Origin of the sequence: Nocardia wallacei (assembly GCF_029869545.1) — a bacterium.
Lineage (GTDB): Bacteria > Actinomycetota > Actinomycetes > Mycobacteriales > Mycobacteriaceae > Nocardia > Nocardia wallacei_A.
The window spans coordinates 1-18366 of sequence record NZ_JARWQD010000289.1; the positions used below are offsets into that span (position 1 = coordinate 1).

General features: G+C 71.5%; 16 protein-coding genes. 8 read left to right on the plus strand and 8 right to left on the minus strand.

Annotated elements, in window-relative coordinates; genetic code table 11:
* Positions 1-75: 75 nt before the first annotated feature.
* The 4 genes from QH290_RS25150 to QH290_RS25165 form a co-directional block, all read right to left on the minus strand.
* Complete coding sequence (locus QH290_RS25150) at positions 76-375, minus strand: hypothetical protein (RefSeq protein ID WP_280265122.1); 300 nt, start codon at positions 373-375, stop codon at positions 76-78.
* Between the two features lie 232 nt (positions 376-607).
* Positions 608-1258, minus strand: coding sequence for an MBL fold metallo-hydrolase (locus QH290_RS25155; protein WP_280385546.1), 651 nt, complete (start codon positions 1256-1258; stop codon positions 608-610).
* A gap of 80 nt (positions 1259-1338) precedes the next feature.
* Positions 1339-4635 carry an ATP-binding protein gene (locus QH290_RS25160; RefSeq protein ID WP_280385548.1) on the minus strand — a complete coding sequence of 1099 codons (3297 nt, stop codon included), beginning with the start codon at positions 4633-4635 and terminating at the stop codon, positions 1339-1341.
* A gap of 78 nt (positions 4636-4713) precedes the next feature.
* Positions 4714-5097 carry a nuclear transport factor 2 family protein gene (locus QH290_RS25165; RefSeq protein ID WP_280385549.1) on the minus strand — a complete coding sequence of 128 codons (384 nt, stop codon included), beginning with the start codon at positions 5095-5097 and terminating at the stop codon, positions 4714-4716.
* Between the two features lie 204 nt (positions 5098-5301).
* Here QH290_RS25165 and QH290_RS25170 point away from each other — a divergent pair, with 204 nt between their 5' ends.
* The 3 genes from QH290_RS25170 to QH290_RS25180 all read left to right on the plus strand — a co-directional run bounded on the left by QH290_RS25170 (position 5302) and on the right by QH290_RS25180 (position 10199).
* A complete protein-coding gene (locus QH290_RS25170) occupies positions 5302-7410 on the plus strand; it encodes an amylo-alpha-1,6-glucosidase (protein ID WP_280385551.1) in 2109 nt (702 codons plus the stop codon).
* Between the two features lie 90 nt (positions 7411-7500).
* The gene (locus QH290_RS25175; RefSeq protein WP_280385590.1) at positions 7501-8457 is read left to right on the plus strand and encodes an ArsR family transcriptional regulator; all 957 of its coding nucleotides are present in this window, start codon (positions 7501-7503) and stop codon (positions 8455-8457) included.
* A 128-nt stretch (positions 8458-8585) separates the two neighbouring features.
* Positions 8586-10199, plus strand: coding sequence for a GMC family oxidoreductase (locus QH290_RS25180; protein WP_280385553.1), 1614 nt, complete (start codon positions 8586-8588; stop codon positions 10197-10199).
* Positions 10200-10223: 24 nt separating this feature from the next.
* Here QH290_RS25180 and QH290_RS25185 read toward each other — a convergent pair whose 3' ends face one another.
* Complete coding sequence (locus QH290_RS25185; RefSeq protein WP_280385556.1) at positions 10224-11444, minus strand: erythromycin esterase family protein; 1221 nt, start codon at positions 11442-11444, stop codon at positions 10224-10226.
* A 75-nt stretch (positions 11445-11519) separates the two neighbouring features.
* Positions 11520-12536, minus strand: coding sequence for a sigma-70 family RNA polymerase sigma factor (locus QH290_RS25190; RefSeq protein ID WP_280385558.1), 1017 nt, complete (start codon positions 12534-12536; stop codon positions 11520-11522).
* Between the two features lie 109 nt (positions 12537-12645).
* On the opposite strand from QH290_RS25190, the gene QH290_RS25195 reads away from it, so the two are divergent.
* Entirely contained in the window at positions 12646-13671 is a 1026-nt protein-coding gene (locus tag QH290_RS25195; RefSeq protein WP_280385560.1) for a methyltransferase, read from the plus strand.
* 31 nt (positions 13672-13702) lie between these two features.
* Here QH290_RS25195 and QH290_RS25200 read toward each other — a convergent pair whose 3' ends face one another.
* Entirely contained in the window at positions 13703-14056 is a 354-nt protein-coding gene (locus QH290_RS25200; protein ID WP_280385563.1) for an ArsR/SmtB family transcription factor, read from the minus strand.
* Between the two features lie 80 nt (positions 14057-14136).
* Between QH290_RS25200 and QH290_RS25205 the strand changes: the two genes are divergently transcribed.
* Positions 14137-16095, plus strand: a complete 1959-nt coding sequence (locus QH290_RS25205; RefSeq protein ID WP_425303651.1) for a heavy metal translocating P-type ATPase — start codon at positions 14137-14139, stop codon at positions 16093-16095.
* Positions 16096-16198: 103 nt separating this feature from the next.
* Entirely contained in the window at positions 16199-16384 is a 186-nt protein-coding gene (locus QH290_RS25210; protein WP_280385565.1) for a hypothetical protein, read from the plus strand.
* A gap of 12 nt (positions 16385-16396) precedes the next feature.
* Here the strand turns inward: QH290_RS25210 and QH290_RS25215 are convergent, their stop codons facing one another.
* Positions 16397-16879, minus strand: a complete 483-nt coding sequence (locus tag QH290_RS25215; RefSeq protein WP_280263389.1) for a cation:proton antiporter regulatory subunit — start codon at positions 16877-16879, stop codon at positions 16397-16399.
* A gap of 105 nt (positions 16880-16984) precedes the next feature.
* On the opposite strand from QH290_RS25215, the gene QH290_RS25220 reads away from it, so the two are divergent.
* Positions 16985-17668, plus strand: coding sequence for a TetR/AcrR family transcriptional regulator (locus QH290_RS25220; RefSeq protein WP_280263387.1), 684 nt, complete (start codon positions 16985-16987; stop codon positions 17666-17668).
* A gap of 11 nt (positions 17669-17679) precedes the next feature.
* Entirely contained in the window at positions 17680-18357 is a 678-nt protein-coding gene (locus QH290_RS25225) for a methyltransferase family protein (protein WP_280263385.1), read from the plus strand.
* Positions 18358-18366 lie beyond the last annotated feature (9 nt).

Here is an 18366-nt window from a genome sequence, read left to right on the forward strand (position 1 = left end):
TTACATCACCCGCTTCTGGGGGGGTCGCGCCCCGCCCGCCGCGCCCCCCCCGGTGGTGGGGTGCGCGGGGCCGGATCACTCGGTCGGGGCGTTGCCGTCCTGGGTGCCCAGGACGAAGCTGCTCTGACCGTTGCCGTCGACCCCGGCGTCGAGGATCTTGTCGTCCAGGAAGGCCGCGGCCTGCTGGTCGAGGAAGATCCGGGAGCCCTCCGCGGTCACCACCTGGTCCTGCTCGGCGGGTTCGGCGGCGAGGGCCAGCTGCAGGGTCTCGGCGCCGTCCTCGGTGAAGATCCGCAGGCCCGCGCCCTGCGGTGTGCCCTCCGCGGATGTGATCGTTCGAACGACGTCGATGGCGGTGGGGGTGAGCATCAGCATTGTCGGGTTCCTTCCCGCTGTCGTGGGAGTCTCGGTCGGCAGTGCGTTCTCTCCCGAGTAGCCAACACACGGATTCCGAAACAAAACAACCGACATCGATCCCATCGCCCCCGGTCAAGACAGGTTGGTCCGGCGTTGCTGTGGCGGGGGCAACAGAGCGGCCCCCTTCCGGCGTTGCTGTGGCGGGGCAATACAGCGGGGGCCAATACAGCGGCCCGCCCTTCCGCCGCGCTCAGCCCCACTCGGGCGTTTCGCCCGCGGCCAGGGGCGCCCGGGCCTCGGCCACGCAGTCGGCCCAGGTGCGGTCGCCCAGTTCGGTGACGCCCGAATCGCCCATGAACGCGCTGGAGACGACGACATCCGGGGTCAGCTCCGCCAGCACGCTCAGCGAGGCGAGCAGGGTGTCGCGGTCGCTGTGGCCCTCCAGATATCCGGCCCACCACCTGCCCTCGGGGTTGCGGACCAGGGTGTCACCGGTGAACAGGTAGCGCCGACCGGAAATGGTGGCCAGATAGCACGCGCTACCGGGAGTATGGCCCGGCGTGGGGATCACCTCGAATCCGGCGGCCGCGGTGTGCCGGGCATCGAACGCGTCGTCGACCGGAGTCTGAGTGACATGCTCGGCGTCGCCCTTGTGGATGTGCAGTTTCGCGCCGAACCGTTCCCGGATGGTGGCCAGCGTGGCGGTGATCTCGTCCTGATGGCTCAGGTACTGGTCCGCCACCCCGCCCAGTTCTTCCATGCGGTCCAGTTCCGCGGCATGGGTGGTGTTGTAGAACAGCACATTCCCCTCCGGCCGCGTCCACAGGTAGGCGCGGGTCGTCAGCCCCGGGAACGGATTCTCGGTCTCGGTCTCCCACAGATTCGCTGCGATCTGCTTCATGATGTGCTCCTTTCGCTCCTACCCCGAAGGCGCGAGATCCGATCTCGCAGCGCTGGATTCGGCGGCGTATGAGAGCGGGATCACAGCGCCCAGTCGATCTCGCGGTGGGGGTGGTAGCGGCAGAGGATGCCGAGGGATACCGCGGCGCGCAGGTGCTCGGCCAGTTCGGGATGTTCGCGGTCCAGGCGGCGCAGGGTGTCGCGGACGCGGGCGGAGACCGTCTTGCGGGCCCGTTCGGCGTCGTCGCCCAGCCGCCGGGTGCGCCCCGCCAGCCCCGCGGCGCCGCGCAGTTCGGCCAGCAGCGCGGCGCGCTCGCGATCCAGGTCGGCGGCGCGGTCGTCGTCGCCGCGCTCGGTGGCGCGGTCGATCTCGGCATCCAGGGTGGTGAGGCGACGGCGGTAGGCGGCCTTGGCCTCGGCATCGAGAACCGGTGCGGCGCCGAGGAATTGCGCCGCCCGCAGGGCCGGATCGCCCGGGGTGCCGAGCAGTTCGAGCGAGGGGATGTCGTGATCGGGATGCGACAGCAGCAGGTGCAGATCGCGCAGCCCCTTGGCGTCGGGCAGGTGCAGGGTGCGACCGGCGAACCGCACTGTCCACACCGCGCCGTCGCGGCGGAATACGTTGTCGGGCACCGGATTCGCCGCCACCGGGGCGACCGGGTCGGGGTGGCCGTGGGCCAGCAGCCGCAGTTGCCGCTCCGCCGCCTCGGCCCACGGCCGCGCTCGCATCCGGCGGGCGGTGTCGGCGGCCGCGCGCAGATCGTCGGCGGCACAACGCTGTTCGCCCGCCGCGGCCGCCAGCCGACCCAGCCAATACGCGTACGGGCCGTAGACGACGCCCCCGCCCGCCACCACGGCCCAGTAGTCCCGCAGCGGAGCCAGCCGCTCGCGCACCGACTCCCGCAGCGCGGCATCGTCGAGGGCCAGCGCGGCATGCGCCTGCGCCACCAGGACACCGGCGTGGAAGTGGCGGGGATAGTGGTCGTAGAGTTCCTCGACGTCGGTGAGCCGCAACCGGACCCGCTCGAGATCGCCCCGCAGCGCGGAGGTGACGACATCGGTCACCGCCGTGTACGAGCCCGCCATCGTGTAATAGCGGTCGACGAGTTCGGCGGCGCCCTCCGGATCGCCGGTCTGCACCGCCAGCGCCCAGCGCTGCTCCAGCCACAGCGGCACCCGGTCCACCTCCCCCAGCCGCTCCCCCAGCGTGTACGCGCCGTCGATATCGGCGCGGGCCTCGGCGAACCGCCCGGTCAGCAGCGCCAGCGCGCCGGTCCGCGACAGCGCCACGAACCGGAATCGCGGCAGCCGGGACCGATCGGCCCGCACGGCGAACGCCGCCAGTTCGGCGTGGACGCGCGGATCGCCCAGTTCCAGCAGTGCGACGCAGCGCAGCAGTGCCCCGTTGAGGTGAATTTCCTCGCGGCGCAACCGGTTCCCGACGGTGACCAGCTCATTGGCGAGCGTCAGCCGGTCCGTGGCGGTCCCCGGCCGCCAGATGGCGTCGTGGCGGGCCAGCAGGCTCGCCGCCAGCGCGGCATCGTCGCCCGACTCGCGCGCCAGCCGCAGCACCTCGCGACTGTCGGCGGCGGTGCGCTCGGCACCCTCCGGCGACCGCGAGCGGCCGGTGTGCACCCCGACCCGCAGCGCCGCGGCGCGCAGGCGGACATCGAGCGGGTGGGTGGCGCCGTGCTCGCCGAGCAGCAGGTGGTGGGCGCGATCGATACGCCCGAGTTCGCGGTCGGCATCGAATTCGGCGTTCGGGATGCCGAGTTCGTCGAGGCCGAGCACGGCCCGGGCGAACAGTTCCGGCGCGGTGGAGTGCGCCGGGTCGGCCAGCACCGACTCGAAGGCACCGCGGGCATCGTCGAGTTCGCCCGCATCGGTGAGGGCGTGCGCCAATCCGAGGGCGACCTCACCGCGCAGGCGGCCGTCGTCGGCGGGGATCAGCGTCGCCGCGCGGCGGTAGTGCTGCGCCGCCTCGGCGGCCGCCAACCTGCCGGTGGCATCGCGAGCCGCGCTGAGCAGCAAGCGAATCCGTTCGTCGGCGGCGACGGCATCGGCGGCGAGGTAGGCGTGCTGAGCGACGGCCCCGGGTGCCGCACCGGCGGCACGCAAGACCGCGACGATGGCCGCGTGCCGCCGCCGCGCCCACCCGGCGTCGATCCGGTGGGCCAGCGCCTCGCGAATCAAATCGTGCGTGAACCGGTAGCGGCCACCGGCCAGGGGCGCGATCAGCCGCGCCGCGGCGGCGGCGGTGAGCGCGGCGGACACATTCGCCGGACCCACCGCGTGGCCAGGGACGAGCGTCTCGCCCGTGGCCGCAGGAACAGCCGAGTGAGCGTGTGTGGATGCCTCCGGCAAGCCAGCGGCGTCGGAGGCTGCGAGCGCCTCGGCCGACGCGGCACGGTGCGGAGTCGTGGCCGATGCCGTCGGTGCGGCCGCTTCGCTCGTTGCGAGTGCCGCGGTGACGGAGGTGAGGACGGTGGTGTCGAATTCGCCGCCCAGGAGGGCGGCGGTGGAGAGGAGGTCCACGACGCCGGGGGGTAGTAGGGCCAGGCGGGTGTCGAGGATGTGGCCGACCGCGAGATCCGGTGTCGCGGGGGCGTTCTCGTCCGGGTCGGCGTCGAAGCGGGTGCCCGCGTGCCAGAGCCGGGCGGCCTCCTCGGCGGCGAACGGATTTCCGCCGGTGAGCGAGTGCAGCATCCGCACGACGGGGGCCGGGGGCCGGTGACCCGTTGTGGCGGTGGCCAATTCGCCGATCTCGTCCACGCCGAGGCCGGTGAGATCGATGCTGCGCGCGGTGTGCCGGAGCTCCGCGATCGCATCGCGCAGCGGATGGCCGGGCGCGGCGACCTCGTTGTCGCGCAGCGCGGCGACGAGGGTCAGCCGCTCGAACCAGGTGTGCCGGGCGACGAAGGCCAGCACCCCGACCGACGCCGGATCCGCGCGGTGCAGATCGTCGATCACGACGATCACCGGCCGCCGCGCACACGCCGCGACCAGGGCCTCGGTCACCGCATCGCCGATCCGGAACAGGCTGGCGCCGTCCTCGTCCGCCGCGCAGTCGCCGATCAGCACCGACAGGGCGTTGCCCGCCGCCGCGTCCAGAGCCGCCCACTGGTCCGGCGTGGCCGCCCGGCGCAGCCCGCGCAGCACCTGCACCCACGGCCAGAATCCCGGTGCCCCGTCGCCGCTCCACGCCGTCGCCGTGAGCACCAGCGCGGAATCCGCGTCGAACTCGCCCACGATCTCGGTGACGAGCGTGGTCTTGCCGATGCCCGCCTCGCCGGTTACGAGCACGAGCCCGCCGTGACTCGTGGTGCGCCGCAGCGCTTCCCGCAGCTGTCCGGCAGCGTGTTCTCGCCCGATCAGCACCACGGCCGTCAGATCGGATGTCGGTATTCGAAGGTGGCCATATCGAATCCCACCGTACCCGGGCGGCGGGCCCGGCTCTCAGCCCGGCGCCACGTCGGTGACGTGGGAGGCCACGCGCCGCCACCGCCCCTCGCGGCGCACGAACACGTCCGTGGTCCATTCGTCGGCGTCGTGGCGGCGGCCCCGGTAGTGGGCGGTATTGGTGACCCGCGCGATGTAGACGGCGGTATCGCCGTAGACCCGGATCCGCGGCTCGCTCGCCGCGGTCATCGCCGCGTGGGTGAGGTCACCGGATTCCACCAGCGCCAGGAACTGCTCCCGGGTGGCAATTCCCGTGGCGGACACCATCACCCAGTCCGCGGCCATGAACGCCGCGATGCGGTCGGCGTCGTCGGAGACCACGGCCCGCGCCCAGTCGAGCGCGACCGTGCGCACCTCTGCCGCCGCCCCGTCGTTGTCCATGTCTCGATGGTAGGGAGTCGCCGTACGTCCGGCGAGCCGCCATATCCGATTGCGGCAACACGGGAGCAACCGCATACCGTGCGGTATCGGTTCGGCTACCCTGAGTTGAGTTCGACCCACGGCAGGTCCACCAGTACCCGCAGGAGCGAGCATGCGCCCGGAACACGTGATCGAACCGACCCCCAGGCTCTGGGAGGGTCGCTCATGAACGAGATCTTCAACGCCGGTCCGCCGGTGCCGGTGAACGGCGGGGGCGGCGGCACCGTGACCCTCGTCGAGGCCAGCACGTTCTGCCTGTCCGACCATCTCGGCGATATCCACGCCGGCACGTCGCAGGGGCTGTTCTACCGCGACGCCCGCGTCATATCCCGCTGGGAGCTGCGGCTGGACGGCCATCTGCCCGAACATCTCTCGGTGCTCACCCCCGAGGCGTTCCGGGCGCGGTTCGTGTTGCGCAAGCTGCCGCGCCAGGGCGTCGCCGACAGCACGGTGCTGGTGCTGCGCCGCCGCATGATCGGCGACGGCATGCGCGAGATCATCGTGGTGCACAACCTCGGCGAGGAGGCCACCGCGATGACGGTGACGCTGACCGCCGACTCCGACTTCGCGGACCTGTTCGCCGTCAAGGCCGGACAGGTCCAGAACAGCGGCTGCGAACTCGCCGCGGGCGACCACGAGCTACATCTGAGCGACCGGCAGGACCCGGGCCGCGGCCTGACCATCCGGGCCGACGGCAACCCCGCGACGCACGCGGGCACGCTGAGCTGGCAGATCGTCGTCCCGCCGCGCGGACAGTGGCAGACCACCGTGTGCTGCCAGCCGATCGTCGGCCACCGCGCGATCGAGACCAACTTCGGCGACGACGACCAGGACAGCCCCACCTTCAAGATCAAACAGTGGCGGGCCACCGCCACCACCCTCACCGCCAGCGATCCGGGCATCACCTCGATCCTGCAGCGCACCGAGAGCGACCTGGGCGCGCTGCGCATCGACGACCAGGGCCCGGGCTCGCCGACGTACGTGGCCGCGGGGGCGCCGTGGTTCATGACGCTGTTCGGGCGCGACAGCCTGCTCACCTCCTGGATGGCGCTGCCGCTGGACTCCGACCTGGCCATGGGGACGCTGCAGCAGCTGGCGAATCTGCAAGGCACACAGGTGAATCCGATCACCGAGGAGGAACCCGGCCGCATCATGCACGAGATGCGGCACGGCCCGGCCGGGGACGAGGTGCTCGGCGGCACCGTCTACTACGGAACCGTCGACGCCACACCGCTTTTCGTCATGCTGCTGGCCGAATGCCGCCGCTGGGGCGCCGACGAGACGGCGATCAAGGCCCTGCTGCCCGCGGCCGATGCGGCGCTGTCGTGGATCGACCACTACGGCGACAGCGACAGCGACGGTTTCGTGGAGTACCGCCGCAAAACCGAACAGGGACTGGCGAATCAGGGATGGAAGGACAGCTGGGACTCCATCAATTTCGCCGACGGTCACCTCGCCGACCCGCCCATCGCGCTGTGCGAGGTGCAGGGCTACGTGTACGCCGCGCGGCAGGGCCGCGCCGAGATGGCCGAGGCATTCGGCGACACCGTGACCGCGAGCCGGCTGCGCGGCCAGGCCGCGGAGCTGAAACAGCGGTTCGCCGAGGCCTTCTGGCTGCCCGGGTCGGGGTGGTACGCGCTCGCGCTGGACGGTAAGAAGAACCAGGTCGACGCGCTGTCGAGCAATGTCGGGCACTGCCTGTGGACGGGCATCGTCGACGACGAGCACGCCGCGATCCTGGTCGACCGGCTGGCGAACGAGGGCATGGACTGCGGCTTCGGGCTGCGCACCCTGTCCTCGCGCATGGGCCGCTACAACCCGATGAGCTATCACAACGGCTCGGTGTGGCCGCACGACACCGCGATCGCCGTCGCCGGTCTGCTGCGTTACCAGCACATTCCGGGCGCTGCGGAGCTGGCCGAACGGCTCGCCGGTGGCCTGCTGGAGGCGATCCTGGCGTTCGGGGCCCGCCCGCCGGAGCTGTTCTGCGGCTTCGAGCGGACCGGCTTCCCGTCGCCGGTGCCGTACCCGACCTCGTGTTCGCCGCAGGCCTGGGCCAGCGCCTCGACGCTGCTGCTCATGCGGTCGTTCCTCGGGCTGCAGCCCGACGTCCCGCGCCGCACCCTGACCCTCGCGCCGCGCCTGCCCGACCGCGCGGGCCGGGTCCGGCTGTCGGATCTGCGGCTGGGACCGGCCACGGTGAACATCCAGGCCAAGGGCACCACGGTCAAGGTCGACGGCCTGCCCTCCGACTGGCAGCTGATCCAGCCCTAGCGCGGCCGGGTGCCTGGTGCCGGGCACCCGGTGGTGACAGGATGGTGCTCGGCCTCGAGAACCGAGCAGATGCACGATCAGGGGGCGGCGATGCTGCGGATCCTGTTCACCACGGACGATCTCGCGGCGGTCCGGCTCCTCCCCGAACCGGCACCGCTGCTGGAGACGAAGCTGGCGCTGCTCGCGCTGCGACACGGCCACCTCGCGCCCTGGGGCGATCGGTGGCGGCGCGCGGCGGCGGCCGCGCTGCCGGTATCGGCGCGGCCACTGTGCGAACTCGTCGCGGGCTTCTCCGGGGCGCTGTCCCCCACCGCGCTGGATCCGACCGTCGACGCGGCGCTGGACACGATGGGCGGCCTCCCGGCGGCGCGGGCGCGGGCGGAAATGGCGCTGTGGTACGGCGGCACGGAGCGCGCGCCGCGGTGGTTACAGCAGGTCGCCGCGGGCGATCGGGAGCCGTGCCGGATCCTGCAGCAGGCATTCACCGCCGCCTTCACCGCCGCGGTCGCTCCCTACTGGGCCGATATCCGGGCCCGGCATCACGCCGAACTCGTCCGCCACGGGCGGCAACTCGCCTGCCACGGCGTCGGCGCGGCGCTGCCCTCCGTCGTTCCCGGCGCGCGCTGGCGGCACGGCACACTGGAGATCGACAGCCCACAGCAGCGCACGATCCGGCTGGGCGGCCGCGGGCTGCTGCTCACCCCGAGCGCGTTCCGGACCGGTCCGCCGCTGGTCGGGGAGCTGCCCGGACATCCGCTGCTGCTGGTGTACTCCGCGCCCGCGACGGCGGATATCCGGGTCGGCGGCGAATCCGACCCGCTGGCCGCGATCCTCGGCACCACGAGATCGGCGGTGCTGCGCCTGCTCGCCGACGACCACACCACCGGCGATATCGCCCGGCACCTGGGCATCAGCGCCGCGTCGGCGTCCGAGCACGCCGCCGCGCTGCGGGCCGCACGGCTGACCACCAGCCGCCGCGACGGCAAGTCCGTCGTACACCGCGCCACAGCCCTGGGACTGCACCTCATCGAGGCCAACACGTGGTGAGTAGGTGGACGGTTGGCACGCCGACGATTCGGCTGTCGCCGAAAGCATTGCGATGGTCCCGTGGGGTCTGCACAGTGGAACCGGGAGCGGCGTGACGGCCGGGGTGACCGCAGCACAGGGGTAACAGTGTGACGGAATTCGACTACGTCATCGTCGGCGCCGGACCCGCCGGTTGTGTACTGGCGCACAGGCTTTCGGCCGATCCCGGGGTGAGCGTGCTGCTCGTCGAGGCCGGTGGCCGCGACTCCAGCCCGCTGATCACCATGCCGATGGGCTTCGGCAAACTCCTCGACGATCCCCGGCACACCTGGCAGTACCCGATCCGGCCGATCGGGACCGGCCAGCGGGCCGAAACATGGGTGCGCGGCAAGACATTGGGCGGCTCCAGCGCCATCAACGGCATGATCTACAACCGCGGCCAGCGCGCGGACTGGGACGAACTCGAACGGCGCGGCAACCCAGGCTGGGGCTGGGACACCATACTGCCGATCTATCGCACCCTCGAGGACAACCCCTTCGGCGCCTCCGATATCCGCGGATCCGGTGGCCCCCTGCGCCTTTCGACCGCGAGCCGACCCGACGCCCTGCTCGAGGACATCCTCGACACCGGCGCCGCCCTCGGCTGGAAACAGGTGCGCGATATCAACGCGGAGGACACCGAACGCATCGGCTACGCCATGTCCACCCTCCGCGACGGCCGCCGCTGCAGCGCCGCCACCGCGTTCCTGCACCCGGTGGAGCGGCGGGCGAACCTCACCGTCGCGGTGCGGACCGTCGCCGACCGGGTGCTGCTGGAAGGCGGCACCGCCGTCGGCGTCCGCTGCCGCCGCAAGGGCCGGGTGGTCGATTATCGCGCCCGCCGCGAGGTGCTGCTGTGCTGCGGCGCGCTGGCCACCCCGAAACTGCTGCAGCTGTCCGGGATCGGCCCCGCGCGGACGCTGCGCTCGGCGGGTGTCCCGGTCGCGGTCGACAGCCCCGGCGTCGGCGCCCGGCTGATCGAGCACCACTGCTTCGTGCTGCAGTTCCGGCTCACCGGAAACCTCGGCTACAACCGCGTGCTGGGCACCCGATCCGGTCAATTACGTTCGGGGATACGGTATCTCGCGACACGCAGCGGACCGCTCGCCGGGCCCGGGCACGATATCGTCGGATTCTTCGAATCCCGCCCCGGTCTCGACCGGCCCGATGCGCAGATTCAGATCGGCCCGTGGTCGATCGCACCGCAGCGGCCCGGCAAGCAGATGACCCTCGAACGCGAACCGGGCATCATGGCGATCGGCTACCTGCTGCGGCCCGACAGCACCGGCAGCGTCCGGATCACCACGGCGGATCCCGATGCGGCACCGGACATCACCGCCAACTACTTCGCCACCGACCACGATCGGCGGGTCGCCGTCGACACCTTCCGCACCATGCGCAGGCTGTTCGCGACCGAGCCGCTGGCCTCCCGCGTGGGCGTCGAAACCGCGCCCGGCCCGCGGGTCGGTACCGACGCCGAGATCATCGAGGCCTGCCTCGGCGGCGGCGCCTGCGGCTACCACGCCATCGGTACCGCCGCCATGGGCCCGGACGACGACGATGTGGTCGACCCGCGGCTGCGCGTCCGGGGCGTGTCCGGACTGCGAGTCGTCGATGCGTCCGTGCTCCCGATCATGGTCTCCGGCAACCTCAACGGCCCCGTCACCGCCCTCGCCTGGCACGCCGCCGACCTGATCACGGGTGAGGTCCTGCGGCGGCAGTAGCGGGCGGCGCGTGGTCGGGCGGCCTCAGAACTCGGCCGCCGGGAGCCAGCGGACCGAGGTGGCCTCGCGGACGTGGACCAGCACGTCGAAGGCGGCGGCGAGCGAGCCGAAGGACACGCGGGCCGTGTCGTCCTCGGCAGGGTCGTAGACCCCGCTGATCACCCGCACGGCGGCCGGTGCGTCGCGCCAGTCCCGAACGAGTTCCGGTGCGGCCGTGCGCAAGTCGACGTAGTGCGCGGGCAGATCGACCGTGGCGAGCAGCGCGTCGACCAGATCCGGTGCGGGCGCGGGGACGGCGGTGAAACCGAAATCGCCGTGGTGGAAGCCGATGCCGATCGAGACGTACCCGGCACCGAGTGCCGCCCGCAACCGGCTGCCCAGATCATGCGATTCCTCCTCGCCGCCGCCGAGACGGAACGCCGCCGCGGCGGTGTGGGCGATGCCGTCCCAGTACGCGATCCGCGCGCCGGTGTCCCGGAGCCGGTCGAGGATCCCGGTGACCGCCGGTTGCTCGTCGGTCGTGAAGCTGCCCCGCCCGGCGACGCTGCCCTCGTGGAATTCCTGGATCAGCCGCGCGTGGGTCAGTGCGGTCTCGCGCGCGGCGGTGGCGGGCAGACCGACGAGCAGCCCGACGGCGTCGCGCGCGTGGTCGGCGAACGGCCGCCCGGGGTGAATGCCCTGGTGCCGCTGGACATGCTCGTCGATCTGGTGGGCGGTGCGGATCGGGTCGAGGTGGGCGGCCACGGCGTCGAGCACCTCCGGTGCCGCCCGCCGGACGTAGTCGAGCACGGCGTCGTAGTCCGACGGTTCGGCGCGGGTCGGGTTGATGCCGAAGATGCGCACGGGATCGTCGGGGTGGTCCCGGTTGAACGCGCGCAGCCAGGTCAGCGTGTCGACCAGCTCCGCGCTGCGCCACGGGCGCCACATCCCGGCCACGACCTGTTCGGCGGTCGCCGCACCGCCGGTCACATAGTCGTCGAGCCGCTCTCCGGCGCGCGCCGTGTCCTGCAGCGCCAGCGCCCGGAAACCGTGATCGCGCACCAGGTTCCGGAAGATGCGGTCGCGGATGCCGTAGGTCTGCGCGGAGAAGCGTGTCGATTCGCCGAGCCCGACCACCTGCCCGGTCGCGATCGAATCGGTCAGCGGCGCCAGGTCCGCACCGCGCTGGTCCTGCCGGGTGCCGGTGATGGGGCGGGCGTGTGCGCGCAGCCAGTCGCGCAGTTCGGGAGCGTGGGTCGTGGTCATGTCGACGACGGTAGGGACCGGCCGGTCCGCATCGCCTCTGTCGAATGACCGGGATCGGCAAGCGTGCAGGTCCGGCTATGGTTCGACGGTATCGGGCAGCCCGAAGTCGGCGAATATCGGCGGATCCAGGAATGCGGTGATCCCGGCGATCGAGCCGTCACGCACGGTCAGCACGTCCAGGGCGAAGGCCCGGAACCGGTCGTCCTCCCACAGATAACTCCCGACGGCGGGCTGGCCGTTGGCCGTCGCCGGTAGGTGCCGCCAGCGCCGCGTGAACGGGCCTGCGACAAGGAATTCCGCGATGGCGGCATGTCCGCGGTACCACTGCGGCAGGGGTGGCATCGACCAGACCGCATCCTCGGTCAGCAGGCCGACCATCGCGTCCACGTCACCGCGCCCCATCGCCTCGGTGAACGACCGCACCAGCCCGTCCACCCGCCGGTCCCCCAGCTCCCGCAGCGTCGCCTGCTGCGAGCGCTCCGGGATCCGTGACCGCACGTTGTCGCGCGCATGCTGCAGGGCGCTGTTCACCGCGGCCGTCGTCGTGCCCAGTAGCCCGGCCGCCTCCCGCGCGGAGAAACCCAGCACATCCCGCACGATGAGCGCGGCGCGCTGCGTCGCAGGAAGATGTTGCAGCGCGGCCACGAACGCCAGCTCCACACTCTCGCGCAGCTCGTAGCGCGCCTCCGGGCCCGCCGCTCCGGACGGCAGGCCCATCCGCCGATCCGGATACGGTCCGAGCCACCGCACCCCCTCGACCAGATCCCCCGGCATCTCCCCCGCGGCGGCCGCCGGGGACAGGTCGACCGGCAGCGCCCGCTTCGGCCGCTGTTCCAGCGCGGTCAGGCAGACGTTGGTCGCGATCCGATACAGCCACGCCCGCAGCGAGCTGCGCCCCTCGAACCGCGCCAGCCCCCGCCAGGCCCGCACCATCGTCTCCTGCAGCGCATCCTCGGCATCGTGCACCGACCCGAGCATCCGATAGCAGTGCGCGTGCAGCTCGACGCGATGCGGTTCCACCAGCTCACGAAACTCGTCCTCGGCGGCGGCGGTCCGCTCGTCGGCGCGAGCGCGCAGCGGAGCATCGTCCATACCAACCGAGACGGTTCCGGCCCGGAGAAATCATCGGTCCGGGTCCGAACGGACCGGGCGGGCGCGGAATCCGTTGTCGGCGGCCGTAAGTAAGGCTAGGCTAAGTTTCATGGCGACGGCGGAGCAGCGGGGACAGATCATCGGGTTGGTGTTCGGGCAGATGGCGGGGCAGTTGGTCGCCACGGCGGCGCGGCTGCACCTGGCCGATGCGCTGGGCGACGGTGCGCGATCCGGTGCCGAGATCGCCGAAATCATTGGCACGCACGATCTCTCGACAACCCGGATGTGCCGCGCGCTCGCCGCTTTCGGACTGCTCACCGAGACCGAGCCGGGCCGATTCCGGCTCACCGACACGGGCGCCCTGCTGCGCACCGATCGGCCGGATTCGCTGAATTCCTTCGTGCAGATGTTCTCCGATCCGGCCATGCAGGCCGCCTGGGGCGAGCTCGGCACCGCGGTGCAGACCGGAAAGCCCAGTTTCGACACGATTTTCGGCGTCGGCTTCTTCGACTACCTGGCCGCCCATCCGCACCTGTCGGCCCAGTTCAACGTGTCGATGCGGCAGGGCACCGCGGCCACGGCCCGAATCCTGCCGCAGCACTACGCGTTCGCGGACTTCCCCACCGTGGCCGATATCGGCGGCGGCGACGGCACCCTGCTGGCCGCCGTCCTGGGCGCGAATCCCGACCTGCGCGGCATCCTGTACGACACGGCGGAAGGTCTCGCCCAAGCCGCGGAAACCCTGTCGGCACAAGGGGTTTCCGAGCGCTGCGCGGTCGTCACCGGCGACTTCTTCGCCGCGGCTCCCGCGGGCGCCGACCTCTATCTGCTCAAGAGCATCATGCACGACTGGGACGACGAGCGCGCCGCGGTCATCCTCGGCCACATCGAGCGGGTGCTGCCCGCGGGTGGGCGGGTGCTGATCATCGAGCCGATCCTGCCCGACGTCGTCGACGACTCCGTTCCGCGCAACATGTACATCAGCGATCTCAACATGCTGGTCAATCTCGGCGGCCGCGAGCGTACCCGCGCCGAGTTCGAAACATTGTGCGCCACGGCGGGTCTCGCGGTCTCGAAGATCACGCAGCTGCCGCCACCGCTCGGCGTCTCGCTGATCGAGGCGAAGCGCGCATGACAGGTGCCGGGCGGCGGCACGAAGACGTCCCCTAGACCGCCGGATCGCTCATGCCCAGCCCGAGGTGTTCGATGTGGTAGACCGCCTCGTCGAGCAGCATCGCCACGTGGTTGTCGTAGAGCGTGTAGATCATGCTGCGGCCCTGGCGGGTGGCGGTGACCAGGCCCATGGCGCGCAGCAGGCGGAGCTGATGCGAGACCGCCGACTGCTCCATCTCCACCGCCTCGACCAGATCGCCGACCGAGCACGCGCCGTGCCGTAGGCGCGTGAGGATGCGCAGGCGGCTCGGTGTGGCCAGTGCCTGCAGCGTGGCCGCGACCGTGGCGGCCGAGTCGGCATCCAGGTGTGCCGGCGGCGTCGTCCTGCCCTGGACTCCATGTCCCACAGCGGTTACTCTACCGCCTGGTGATTACATGAAGACGTCTTCATGTATTCCTATTTGGTGGTTCGAGAACGGAGTCCGGTATGACCGCATCCCTCATGGATCGACCGCGGGCCGCGGACGCGACGCGCCGCGCGCCGAACGGCCGCACCCGGGCGCTGGCGCTGCCGGAGGTGCGCTGGGCCGCGGCCGCGACCGGGCTGTTCGTCGCCGGAGTGGCCGCGCAGTGGGCGGGCGCGCCCGCGTGGATGTGGTGGTCGGCGTATCTGGCCTGCTATGTCAGCGGCGGGTGGGAACCGGCGCTGGCGGGACTGCGTGCGCTGCGGGACCGGACCCTCGACGTGGATCTGCTGATGATCGTGGCCGCGATCGGGGCCGCCGCGATCGGGCAGGTGTTCGACGGTGCGCTGCTGATCGTCATCTTCGCGACATCGGGCGCGCTGGAGGCGGTCCTGACCCAGCGCACCGCCGACTCCGTGCGCAGCCTGCTCGACCTGGCCCCCGATCGGGCGACGGTGCTCGACGACCGGGGTCACGAACGGATCGTCGACGCCGCGGATCTGACGCCGGGCGCGGTGATCGTGGTGCGGCCCGGGGAGCGGATCGGGGCCGACGGCACGGTCGAATCCGGCGGCAGCGACGTCGATCAGGCCTCGATCACCGGCGAACCGCTGCCCGTACCGAAGGCACCCGGCGACGAGGTGTTCGCGGGCACCGTCAACGGCACCGGCGTGCTCCGGGTGCGGGTCGAGCGGGCCGCCGCCGACACCGTCGTGGCCCGGATCGTCGCCATGGTCGAGCGGGCCTCGGCCACCAAGGCCAAGGCGCAACTGTTCATCGAGAAGATCGAGCAGTGGTACTCGGGTGTGGTCGTCGCCGCCACGCTCGCGGTCCTGTTCGTGCCCTTGGCATTCGGTGCGGACCTGCACTCGGCGCTGTTGCGGGCCATGACGTTCATGATCGTGGCCTCGCCGTGCGCGGTCGTCCTGGCCACCATGCCGCCGCTGCTGGCCGCCATGGCCACCGCCGGCCGGCACGGCGTGCTGGTGAAATCGGCGATCGTGATGGAACAGCTCGGCACGGTCACCGCCGTGGCATTCGACAAGACGGGCACGCTCACCCACGGCGAACCGCACCTGGTCGGCGTCCATCCGCTCGGTGATGCCGACGCCGACCGGGTGCTCGGGCTGGCGGCCGCGGCCGAGCACTCCAGCGAGCACCCCATCGCCCGCGCCGTCGTGGCCGCGGCGCGCCAGCGCGGCCTGGACATCCCCGCGACGAGCGGATTCGAGTCGATGCCCGGCCGCGGGGTCCGCGCGGTCGTCGACGGCCGGGAGATTCGCGTCGGCCGCCCGACCGCCACCGTGGCGGACAGTTCGGACCGCGAAGCACTGGAAACCCTTGTCGCCGAGGCGGAATCGCGGGGCGAGACCGCGGTGGTCGTGCTGGTGGACGGCGAACCGGCGGGTGTGCTCGTCGCCGCCGATCGGTTGCGACCGGCGGCCGCGGACACGGTATCGGCGCTGACCCGGCTGACCGGGACGCCGCCGGTGCTGCTGACCGGCGACAATGCCCGCGCGGCCACGGCACTCGCCGGACAGGTGGGAATTCGCGACGTCCGCGCCGGACTGCTCCCCGAGGACAAGGTCACCGCCGTCGCCGCGCTCGAGGCCGACGGGCACCGGGTCGCCCTCGTCGGCGACGGCGTCAACGACGCTCCCGCCCTGGCCGCCGCCCATACCGGAATCGCCATGGGCCGCACCGGATCCGACCTCGCGCTCGAGACCGCGGACGCGGTGATCGTGCGCGACGACCTCACCACCCTCCCGGCGGTGATCGCCCTGTCGCGCCGGGCCGAGCGCGTCGTGGTGGCCAATCTCGTGATCGCCGCGAGCTTCATCACCGTGCTCGTCGTCTGGGATCTCGCCGGTCACCTGCCGCTCCCCCTCGGCGTCGCGGGACACGAGGGGTCCACGGTGATCGTCGGACTCAACGGCATGCGCCTGCTCGCCTCGCGGGCATGGAGCCGCGGCAGGCCATGAATGCCCTCTGGCACAAGCTGATTCGGCCTCGACGCGCGGCATCGCGGCGAATTCCCGGCCTCGGGCCTGGCCGACCGAACTCACCGCGCAGCAGCGCGAACACATGGCGCCGGTATTCGCGGCCATCGCGGAGATGACCGGCCATCCGATGCCCACCGAGCGGGCCGCGCGGATCATCCTGGAGGCGGTCGAGGCCGACCGGCTCTACGCCACCACGCATCCCGATTACGCCCCGCACATCCGTGGCCGCGTCGAGGCGATCGTCTCGGACCTGGTGGCGGACAACTGATCTCGAGCCGGATCAGCCGTCGGTGAGAATACGCGCCGCGGCGTCCAACCCGTCGCCGGTGCCGACGGCAACCAGCACATCGCCCGCGGCGAAGGTGAAGTCGGGACCCGGCGAGGGAATGGCATGCCCGCAGCGCACCACCGCGACGATCGAGGTCTTCGTGCGGGTGCGCATCCGGGTATCCCCCAGCGGCCGACCGGCATACGGCGAGCCGTCGCGAACGGGGAGTTCGCGGGTCGTCACCCCGTCCAGCGCGCTGTGCTCCTCCCGCAGCTGCGCCACCAGCTGCGGTGCCCCGAGCAGAGTGGCCAGCGCCGCCGCTTCCTCCGCGGTCAGCGGAATCTGCTCGGACGCATCCGGATTCCCGGGTTTGCCGACGATGAGATCGATGGTGCCGTCCCGACGATCGATCACCCCCACCCGCCGTCGCGCGTTCCCCAGCGGGAACTCCTTGCGCACCCCGATGCCCGGCAGCGGGGTCACCTCAACGTTCACCTTTTCACCATAACCACGCCGCACCCGGCGGAAACCCGTTGCGGCGGTGGGTGTCCGTATCGATCCCACTAGCAGACCGACCGTTGGTCTGTTATCGTCGGAGGTATGGCGCGCACGGTCAGGGCGGCACAGACGGTTCGGCGGGAGGCGTTCGTCGAGGCGGCCACGCGCCTGATCCGGACCAAGGGCTACGAGCAGATGAGCGTGCAGGACGTGCTCGACGAGCTCGGGGCGTCCAAGGGGTCGTTCTACCACTACTTCGATTCCAAGCGGGCGCTGCTGGTGGCCGTCAGCGACCGCATGACCGAGGCCGCGGTGGCGGGCCTGACCCCGATGCTCGAGGATCCGTCGCGCACCGCACTGCAGAAGCTACAGGCCGTGTTCACCGGCCTGGCCGACTACACCGGCACCCGCCGCGACCTGGTACTGGCGGTATTGGAGACCTGGCGCTCGGACGACAACGCGATCGTGCGCGAACAGGTGCGGCGCAGCGGGGCACGGCGGCTGCGGCCGGTGCTGTCGGCGCTCGTCGCGCAGGGCGTCGACGAGGGCGCGTTCGCCGCCGTCGAGCCGGAGGAGACCGCGATCGTCATGGCGTCGATGCTGTACGGATTCCAGGAGACCGGCACCGACCTGTTCTTCGCCCGCCGCGGCGGGGAGATCTCCTTCGATGCCGTGCTGCGCGCCAACGCGGCGAATCTGGCCGCCCTCGAACGACTTCTCGGCCTGCCCGCCGGATCGCTCGAGGGCCACGACGAGGCGACGCTGCGCCTGTGGTTCGACGGATGAACGGAGTGGTCATGAGCAACGTCTATGTGAAGTCGTTCGGCTCGCTGGCGGCACTGCTGGCCGGGCTGGGTGCCTTGGCTTTTCTGTCGGCCTGGACCCTGAGTTATTGGCAGGCGTGGGCCTTCCTGGCGGTATTCGGCGGGTCCGGGGTGCTGATCATGCTGTATCTCATCCGCCACGACCGCGCGCTGCTGGAGCGGCGGATGTCGGCCGGGCCGACGGCCGAGACCAGGGCCAGTCAGCGGATCATCATGTCCGTGGCGTCCCTGGCCTTCTTCGCGCTGCTGGTCGTGCCCGGGCTGGATCACCGCTTCGGTTGGTCGTCGGTGCCCGCCTGGCTGAGTGTCGTGGCCGATGTGGTGATCGCGCTCGGCATGCTGATCGTGTTCCTGGTGTTCCGGGAGAACTCGTTCACCGCGGCGACGATCAAGGTGGCGGCCGATCAGCGGGTGGTGTCCACCGGGCCGTACGCGCTGGTCCGGCACCCGATGTACACGGGCTCGCTGCTGTATCAGATCGCGATGCCGATCGCGCTCGGATCCTGGTGGGGGCTGGTCGTTTTCGTGCCCCTGGTGCCGATCATGCTGTGGCGGATCTTCGACGAGGAGCGGTTGCTGACGCAGAGCCTGCCGGGATACGGCGAGTACGCCCGTCACACGCGCTACCGGTTGGTCCCCCAGGTGTGGTGACCTCCGGCG